Source organism: Parafrankia sp. Ea1.12 (genome assembly GCF_900465275.1).
Lineage (GTDB): Bacteria > Actinomycetota > Actinomycetes > Frankiales > Frankiaceae > Parafrankia > Parafrankia soli.
The window spans coordinates 1-7,885 of the sequence record NZ_UBIZ01000350.1; the positions used below are offsets into that span (position 1 = coordinate 1).

Annotated in this window: 10 protein-coding genes and 1 pseudogene; 6 read left to right on the forward strand and 5 right to left on the reverse strand. The window is 69.3% G+C overall.

From position 1 onward, the window contains the following. From FMEAI12_RS19505 to FMEAI12_RS19525, 5 genes are all read right to left on the reverse strand, one after another. Positions 1 to 313 (reverse strand): Rieske 2Fe-2S domain-containing protein (locus tag FMEAI12_RS19505; protein WP_146776732.1); only part of this gene is annotated, 313 nt, incomplete at its 3' end. A gap of 68 nt (positions 314 to 381) precedes the next feature. Beyond that, positions 382 to 624, reverse strand: coding sequence for a biotin/lipoyl-containing protein (locus FMEAI12_RS19510; RefSeq protein ID WP_041255984.1), 243 nt, complete (start codon positions 622 to 624; stop codon positions 382 to 384). Continuing rightward, positions 617 to 1,612: an alpha-ketoacid dehydrogenase subunit beta gene (locus tag FMEAI12_RS19515; protein ID WP_083390743.1), complete on the reverse strand. Its 996-nt coding sequence runs from the start codon at positions 1,610 to 1,612 to the stop codon at positions 617 to 619. The genes FMEAI12_RS19510 and FMEAI12_RS19515 overlap by 8 nt, the downstream gene beginning before the upstream one ends. Positions 1,613 to 1,696: 84 nt before the next feature. After that, complete coding sequence (locus FMEAI12_RS19520; protein WP_368672090.1) at positions 1,697 to 2,635, reverse strand: thiamine pyrophosphate-dependent dehydrogenase E1 component subunit alpha; 939 nt, start codon at positions 2,633 to 2,635, stop codon at positions 1,697 to 1,699. Positions 2,636 to 2,753: 118 nt separating this feature from the next. Beyond that, positions 2,754 to 3,530 carry a fumarylacetoacetate hydrolase family protein gene (locus FMEAI12_RS19525; protein ID WP_112107172.1) on the reverse strand — a complete coding sequence of 259 codons (777 nt, stop codon included), beginning with the start codon at positions 3,528 to 3,530 and terminating at the stop codon, positions 2,754 to 2,756. Between the two features lie 31 nt (positions 3,531 to 3,561). Between FMEAI12_RS19525 and FMEAI12_RS36670 the strand changes: the two genes are divergently transcribed. The 6 genes and pseudogenes from FMEAI12_RS36670 to FMEAI12_RS38405 form a co-directional block, all read left to right on the forward strand. Continuing rightward, the gene (locus FMEAI12_RS36670; protein WP_160144298.1) at positions 3,562 to 3,729 is read left to right on the forward strand and encodes a hypothetical protein; all 168 of its coding nucleotides are present in this window, start codon (positions 3,562 to 3,564) and stop codon (positions 3,727 to 3,729) included. 113 nt (positions 3,730 to 3,842) lie between these two features. Next, positions 3,843 to 4,553, forward strand: a complete 711-nt coding sequence (locus tag FMEAI12_RS19530) for a helix-turn-helix transcriptional regulator (protein ID WP_112107176.1) — start codon at positions 3,843 to 3,845, stop codon at positions 4,551 to 4,553. A gap of 270 nt (positions 4,554 to 4,823) precedes the next feature. After that, positions 4,824 to 6,110 carry an amidohydrolase family protein gene (locus tag FMEAI12_RS19535; protein WP_071060122.1) on the forward strand — a complete coding sequence of 429 codons (1,287 nt, stop codon included), beginning with the start codon at positions 4,824 to 4,826 and terminating at the stop codon, positions 6,108 to 6,110. After that, positions 6,107 to 7,327 (forward strand): CaiB/BaiF CoA-transferase family protein, encoded by a 1,221-nt coding sequence (locus tag FMEAI12_RS19540; protein ID WP_112107174.1) that lies wholly within the window; start codon positions 6,107 to 6,109, stop codon positions 7,325 to 7,327. Before FMEAI12_RS19535 ends, FMEAI12_RS19540 begins: the two co-directional genes overlap by 4 nt. After that, positions 7,324 to 7,731, forward strand: coding sequence for a Zn-ribbon domain-containing OB-fold protein (locus tag FMEAI12_RS19545; protein WP_112107179.1), 408 nt, complete (start codon positions 7,324 to 7,326; stop codon positions 7,729 to 7,731). Before FMEAI12_RS19540 ends, FMEAI12_RS19545 begins: the two co-directional genes overlap by 4 nt. Next, positions 7,635 to 7,885: pseudogene (locus FMEAI12_RS38405) on the forward strand (thiolase family protein); the annotation flags it as partial. The gene FMEAI12_RS19545 and the pseudogene FMEAI12_RS38405, both read left to right, overlap by 97 nt.

Sequence of the window (7,885 nt, forward strand, 5' to 3'; positions counted from 1 at the left end):
GCAGCCGCCCGGAACCCGAACACAGCTGGGTAGCCCGGTGTCGGCAGGCGTTGTGGAAGGCCTTGACCGAAAGATCGGGCTGCCGCACCACCAGGATCGACTGGTCGCAGATCTCGTACTCGACGAAGTCGCCGGGCCGCGGGATCTCCTCCAGCCGGCAGGCCATCTGCCAGACCCTCGGCCACAGGTATTCCTTCTCGAGCTCGAAGAAGGTTCGGTCATAATAGCGCTCACGTGGTACGTGTAACGGGTCCCGCATGGCGAACGGGACGTCACGGGCAGCGTCGGCCCGGCGGTCGTCGGTGACGGCCATCGACATCAACCTCCTCTCAGCGCCGGCCTCAGCTGGTCTGTGCCGGCGTCAGCCGATCGGTTCCGGCGTCAGCTGGACGCGCTGATCGTCCCGATCTCGGCACCGATCTCGTAGACGGTCTCCACCGCGCCGCTCCAGTGCACCGTGCCGGACGCGCCGGCCTGCACCTCGGATTCGACCTTGTCCGTCGCGATGACGAACAGCGGGTCGCCCTCCTCCACGCGCGCCCCCTCCTCCACGAGAAGCTCGAGCAGCTCCGCCTCCGAGATCGCGACCGATACGCGTGGAATGCGGATCGTGAAGTCAGCCACGGGCACCTTCCCTGGTGGTTTTCCACCGCAGCGTCCGGTGGACGGCGGCGATGATCTTTTCGGAATTCGGGTACACCTGCGACTCCAGCGCCGGCGGGGCCGGGTTCGGCACGAACCGGGCACCCACCCGTTCCACCGGCGCCGAGAGCCGGTCGAAGAGCTCGCGCTGAAGAATGGCGACGATCTCCGCTCCGGGGCCGGCGAACTGCACGGCGTCGTGCACCACCACCGCTCGCGTTGTGCGGTGCACCGATTCGATGATCGCCGCCGTGTCGAGCGGAACGAGGGTACGCAGATCGAGTACCTCGGCACTGATCTCCTGGCGCGCGAGCGCGTCCGCCGCGCCGAGCGACTCGACGACCCCCCGGCCGTAGCTGATCAACGTTACGTCGGTGCCGGCACGCTTCACGTCCGCCTGGCCGAGCGGGATCGAGAATCCCGGGTCGACTGGCACCATTCCACGCTGGCCCTGCAGGCGGATCGTCTCCAGGAAGATGCACGGGTCGTCGTCGAAGATCGCGGACGTGAGCAGGCCTTTGCCGTCGCGCGGCGTCGAGGGAACGATGACTTTCAGCCCGGGAATGTGCATGAACCACGCCTCCAGCGACTGCGAGTGCGTGGCGCCGGTGCCGAGTCCGCCGTAGATCTGTGTGCGCACGGTGATGGGCGCGGTTGTCCGCCCCCCGGTCATGAACCGCATCTTCGCCGCGTGGTTGATGATCTGGTCGGCGGCTATCCCGATGAAGTCCATGATCATGATTTCGGCCACCGGACGGAAGCCCTCCATCGCGGCTCCGATGGCCGCGCCCACGATCGCCGCCTCGGAGATCGGCGTGTCGAGCACCCGCTCGGTGCCGTACCTGCTCGACAGCCCGGCGGTCGGGCCGGATGCCCCCGGGTCGGCGATGTCCTCGCCGATCAGGAAGACGCGCTCGTCACGCTCCAGCGCCTGGTCCAGGGCGAGGTTCAACGCCTCGCGCATCGTCATCCGTCGTTCGTCCACGTCCACCTCATTGCCAGGCCACGTTCGATACGGAATGCACGTTCTAAGCGCGCGTTACAGGGGGTCGCGCTACGCGGGGCAGTTGCGCGGATCGGCGTACACGTCCCGGTCCAGCTCGTCGAGTGCCGCGGCGGGCGCGGCCAGGACGGCGGCCAGCACTTCGTCGACCGCCGAGACGGCGGCCGTCTCGATCTCGTCGAGCTCCCGCGCACCGCAGACCCCGTCGTCCAACAGACGTGACCGGAAACGCGGGAGCGGATCAGCCGCGATCGCCGCGTCCATCTGCTCCGTCGGGATGTACTTCATCGGATCGCCGAAGTAGTGGCCGCGGAACCGGAACGTCACGCATTCCAGGAGCGTTGGGCCGGCGCCGGCTCTCGCCCGCTCGACGGCCTCCTCCAGCGCGGCGACGACGGCGAGGGGGTCGTTGCCGTCGACGCGGACGCCCGGCATCCCGTAGCCGGCCGCCCGGTCCGCGACCTGGGCGATCTTCATCGTGTGCCCGGTCGGCGTCATCTCGGCGTACTGGTTGTTCTGGCAGACCAGCACCAGCGGCAGGTCCCACAGCGCCGCCATGTTCGCCGCCTCGTGGAAGGAACCGGTGTTCGTGGCCCCGTCACCGAAGCTGGCGACCGTCACCCGGTCGAGGCCCTTGCGCCGTGCGGCCATGGCCAGCCCGACCGCAACCGGGGGCCCCGCGCCCACGATCCCCGTCGACATCATGAGGCCGGAGTCGGGATGCGCGATGTGCATCGTCCCGCCCTTGCCGCGGCCGGAGCCGACCTGGCGGCCCAGCATCTCGCCGTAGATCTCGACCAGCGGCACGCCCTTGCCGATCAGGTCGTGCAGTCCGCGGTACGTCGTGACCAGCTGATCGTCCAGGCGGAGGACCACGCCCACCGCCGCGGCGATCGCCTCCTGGCCCCGTGAGGGCCAGTACACGCACTGCAGCTCGCCCGAGGCGATCCCCTTGCTCAGCCGATCGTCGGCCGCCTTCATGAGCGTCATCAGCTCGTACAGCCGACGCCGCACATCGAGCGCCGGCCCCGCCGCCTGCTCCGTCGTCACAGCCCCTCCTCGTCTAACCCGGTCTCCGGCTGGCGTCGGCCGGGGCGGACTCCTCCGGTCATTGCTCGCTCCCGGCGGCGAGCAGCTGGTTGGTCAGGACGCCGACCTCCTCCACCTCGCACACCATGTGGTCGCCGGCGGCGGCGTCAACGGCCGGCGGTGGCGTTCCGAGCGTGACGACATCGCCGGGGAAGAGGCTGATCCGATGGCTGATGTGGCTCAGGATCTCGCTCGGCGCGAACCTGAAATACCGGGTGTCTCCCGACTGGACCTTGCTCCCGTTGAGGGTCCCGGTGATCGCCAGCCCTTCGAGGACGCGCCGTTCGGTGAGATCCCGCCGGATCCACGGGCCCCACGACGCGAACCCGTCGATCGACTTCGCCGTCGCCCACAGGCCGGGCGCCACATATTCGGCCGCGGTGACGTCGTTGAAGACGGTCCAGCCGAAGATGGCTTCGGCCGCTTCGGCCGGTGACGCGCCGCGCAGCGGGCGGCCGACGACGACGGCGAGCTCGGCCTCCATCTGCACTGCCCCGGTCAGCGCCGCGGGCACCCGGATCTGCGCGCGGTCGCCACCGACGAACCCGCACGCCTTGGGCACCCACATCGGCTGGATCCCCGGCGGGCGCGACGTGCCCGGTTCGAGGAAGCCGCCCATCACGGCGATGAGCCGGACGCCGGTCAGGGGCGCGCCGAGCACAAGATCCGCAAGCGGCAGGGACCGCCCGACACGGCGGTACCCCTCCAGCATGCCGCCGGAGAGGAGGTGGAAGCGATCATCCACCACCTCGCCGAAGCACGAGGTGTCGCCCATCAGTGCACGACCGAGCAGCATTGCCAGGCCCCTCTCGCACGGGAGAATCGCGATGGCCGGCGCCGCGAGCCGCGGCCATCCGCTCGGTGGGTTCGCCGGCGGCGCCCTGCGGTTCATCATCGGCGGCACCGCGGTGGCCGTCTTTGCGCATCCGGCCAGATTCGTGCTACTTGCGGTCACCTTGGCGCGCTCCCGCCACTGGACTACCGTCACCCCATGACGCCTGCCGCGGCTACCTCCCCAACCTTGCCCGTTTCGGCCAACGTCCGCTGTGAGGGTGAGGGGGGGCCAGTCATCCGAGCCGGCACGTACACGCTCGAGGTCAGGGACGAAGTGGTCACCGGGTGGCACTCCCACGACCTGCACCAGATGGAGTACGCGTTCGAGGGGGTCGTCGAGGTCGAGACCGCGACGGCACGCTACCTTCTTCCGCCGCAACAGGCCGTGTGGATTCCGGCCGGGACGATCCACTGCAGCACCTGGAGCAACGTCAAGGCCGTCTCGGTGTTCTTCGACCCGGTGATGGGCCTGTCGGCAGGTGATCGGGTCCGGATACTCGCCGCTGCTCCGGTGATCCGGGAAATGGTCCTGTACGCCAGGAGATGGCCGATCAAGAGGACGGCGACGGAGCCCATGGCGGAGGCCTTCTTCGACGCCCTTGCCCACCTCGTCGTCGAATGGCTCGACCACGAGACCCCGCTGTGCCTGCCGACCACTCCCGACCCGCTCGTCGCCGCCGCCATGGACTACACCAACAAACACCTGACCGACGTCTCGCTACCCCAGCTGTGCGCGGCCATCGGGACGTCGGAACGGTCGTTACGCCGGGCGTTTCTCGCCGCGACCGGCATGTCCTGGCGCCGGTACCTCCTCGAGAGCCGATTACTCAAGGCCATGGCGCTACTCGCTCAGGACAGCCAGAACCAGACCATAATCACGATCGCCCTCGCCGTCGGATTCCAGAGCGTGAGCGCATTCACCCGGGCCTTCGGCCAGTACACCGGAGAGACTCCCACCGCCTACCGCCAGCGCGTCCGCGGCTGACAGTTCGGTGCTTTCGCCCTCACCGTCGGCGACCGATTTGGCCGCCTCTCCGCACGGCGGAGGCCCGCCGCACGGCGAAAAACATCGCGGACAGTCCCAGACCAGCCACCGGAAAGACACGGCGGGATTACCGGGGCCACGACCGCCCGGCCGAAACGGGCAAGGACTTGGCCGAACCCGCAAAGACGGCCAGGGCACGGGGCCCGATGATGGAACCTACAGGGCACCGCTGCCTCGAATGCCGCAACGGGAAGCAACTGGGGAGGCCCCATGAACATGGACGACTTGATCCTTATCAGCGTGGACGACCACGTGATAGAGCCCCCCGACATGTTCGAGGGCTTCATCCCGGCGAAGTACGCCGACCGGGCGCCCCGGCTCGTCTCGGACGAGGTGAGCGACAAGTGGGTGTTCGGCGAGGGCGAGGCCCGCAGCTCCGGCCTGAACGCGGTGGCCGGCCGCCCGCCCGAGGAGTACGGCCTGGAGCCGGCACGGCTGGCGGAGATCCGACGGGGCTGCTACGACGTCCACGAGCGGGTCAAGGACATGAGCGCCAACGGCGTGCTCGCCTCCCTGAACTTCCCGTCGATGGCCCGCTTCTGCGGTCAGTTCTTCGCCAGCCGGGCCGACCAGGACCCCGACCTGGCCCTTGCCGTCCTCACCGCCTACAACGACTGGCACATCGACGCCTGGTGCGGCGCGTATCCGGACCGGTTCATCCCCTGTTCGATCCCGCCGCTGTGGGACCCCCAGCTGATGGCGAAGGAGATCCGCCGGACGGCGGCCAAGGGCTCCCATGCGGTCAGCTTCTCGATGAACCCCTACGCCCTCGGCCTCCCGTCGTTGCACAGCGATCACTGGGACCCGTTCTGGGCGGCATGCGAGGAGACCGAGACGGTCGTTTGCGTGCACATCGGGTCAGGCGCCATCGGCGTGGTCACGGCACCCGACGCCCCGATGAACGTCGAGATCACCTGCGCCGCCATCAAGACCTTCCCGACCGCCGCGGACCTCGTCTGGTCGCCCATCTTCCAGAAGTTCAAGAACCTCAAGGTGGCCCTGTCGGAGGGCGGGATCGGCTGGATCCCGTACTTCCTGGAGCGGGCCGACTACACCTACAAGCAGCACCGTGCCTGGACCCGCCCCGAGCTCGGCGGCCGCCTGCCGAGCGAGATCTTCCGTGACCATGTCGTCACGTGCTTCATCGTCGACGACTTCGGTGTGGCCAACCTCGACCGGATGAACGAGGACATGGTCACCTGGGAGTGCGACTACCCCCACTCCGACAGCACCTGGCCACGTTCACCCGAAGTGGTGATCGACGCCGTGGCGGGACTGACCGACCTGCAGGTGGACAAGATCACTCATCGCAACGCGATGCAGGTGTACTCCTTCGATCCCTTCCCGATCCGGCCGCGCGAGCGGTGCACCGTCGGCGCGCTGCGCAAGGAGGCCGCCGGCCACGACATCTCGATCGTCTCGCGGGGCACCGTGGAGCGCCGGCTGACCACGGTCGGCCAGTTCGCGCACGCGCACCAGCCCGGCAGAACGGCGTGAGCCCGGCGCCGCTCGCCGGGGCGCGCATCCTGGAAGTCGCCTCGCACGTGTTCGTCCCGATGGCGGGGGCCGTGCTCGCCGAGTGGGGTGCCGAGGTCATCAAGATCGAGCACCCCGAGACCGGTGATCCCTACCGCGGCCTGGTCACAGCCGGTTTACACAAGTTGTGGCACGGCGTGGACGTCCAGTTCCAGGCCACGAACCGGGGCAAGCGATCCGTCGCCCTGGATCTGAAGAATCCGGCCGGCCGGCAGCTGCTGTCCCGGCTCATCGCCGCGAGCGACGTCTTCGTGACCAACCTGCGCGCGGACACCCGCGCCCGGCTGAACCTCGAGCTGGCCGACGTCCGGGCCGACAATCCCGCGGTGATCTACGTACGGGGTACCGCGTTCGGCGCCCAGGGGCCCGACGCCGGCCGGGGCGGGTACGACGCGGGCGCCTACTGGGCCCGCAGCGGAATGCAGCAGATCTTCACCGCCCCCGACGCGCCCTGGCCTGCCATGCCCCGCCCGGCGTTCGGGGACGTGGTCGGCGGGCTGAGCATCGCCGGTGCCATCAGCGCGGCGCTGTACCACCGGTCGACGACCGGCGAACCATCCACGGTCGACGCCTCGCTGCTGGCGTCCGGAATGTGGCAGGTCCAGATGGATCTCATGAACGCCACCCTCAACGGCCCCGGCGGGCCGGTCGCCGCCCGGAGCCGGTACGAGGCCTCGAATCCGCTGATGCTGCCGTACCGCACGGCCGACGGCCGGGTCATCGTCCTGCAGATGCTCGCTCCCGACCGCTACTGGCCACACCTGTGCAAGAGCATCGGTCAGCCGGCCGCGGCGAACGACCCCCGGTTCGTGGACATGGAGGCCCGCCGCCGCAACGCCCGGGAGTGCGTCGAGTGGCTCGAGGGCGTCTTCGCCGAACGCACCTTCGACGAATGGCGGGCCGTCCTCGCGGAGTTCGACGGGGAGTGGGCGCCCAGCCAGTACCCCCACGAGCTCGCAGAGGACCCCCAGGTGAAGGCCAACGGCCTGTTCGCCGACGTCGATCTCGGCAACGGCCATTCCCTGCCGCTGGTGGCCACGCCGGTGCAGTTCGACCAGCGGCCGAGCCAGCCCAGCCGTGCCCCCGAACACGGTGAGCACACCGAATCCGTACTCCTCGACCTCGGCCTCTCGTGGGACGAGATCGGCGACCTCAAAGCCGGCGGGGCGATCCTCTGACCGGCGAGGACAGGCCCATACCCGTGGTCGACGACGACAGCCGCGACTTCTGGCATGGAGGTGCCCAGGGGCAGCTCCTGATCAGCGCCTGCACCGCGTGCGAACGACTGTTCCACCCGCCGGCGCCGATCTGCCCCGGCTGCTATTCCCGTTCGATCGGGTCCCGGCCGGTCTCGGGCCGCGGCACCGTCGAGACCTACACGGTCGTCCGCCGCCCGTGGGTGCCCGGGTACGAGCCGCCCTACGTCGTGGCCCGGGTGGTCCTCGCCGAGCAGCCCGACCTGCGCCTGCTGACCAACCTGGTCGACTGCGACGTCGAGGCGGTCACGACCGGCATGGAGGTCGAGGTGGCCTTCGAGCAACGAGGGGACGTGTTCGTACCGATGTTCCGGCCGGTCCCATGAGCGCTGACGTCATGAACATCGAGCGCCGGGCGATCGTCTCCGGCATCGGGCGGTCCGCGTCCGGGCGGCGGCTGAACCGGCCCGCGATCGATCTGACCCTGGACGCCTGTCTCGCGGCCATCGCCGACGCGGGGCTCACCCCGCCCGAGACGAA

Excerpts from the sequence above, each read along its gene's own strand:
- FMEAI12_RS19515 (WP_083390743.1), bottom strand. The coding sequence starts at position 1,612 with ATGACGATGCGCGAGGCGTTGAACCTCGCCCTGGACCAGGCGCTGGAG.
- FMEAI12_RS19520 (WP_368672090.1), bottom strand. The coding sequence starts at position 2,635 with ATGACGCTCATGAAGGCGGCCGACGATCGGCTGAGCAAGGGGATCGCC.
- FMEAI12_RS19525 (WP_112107172.1), bottom strand. The coding sequence starts at position 3,530 with ATGCTGCTCGGTCGTGCACTGATGGGCGACACCTCGTGCTTCGGCGAG.
- FMEAI12_RS36670 (WP_160144298.1), top strand. The coding sequence starts at position 3,562 with ATGGCCGGCGCCGCGAGCCGCGGCCATCCGCTCGGTGGGTTCGCCGGC.
- FMEAI12_RS19535 (WP_071060122.1), top strand. The coding sequence starts at position 4,824 with ATGAACATGGACGACTTGATCCTTATCAGCGTGGACGACCACGTGATA.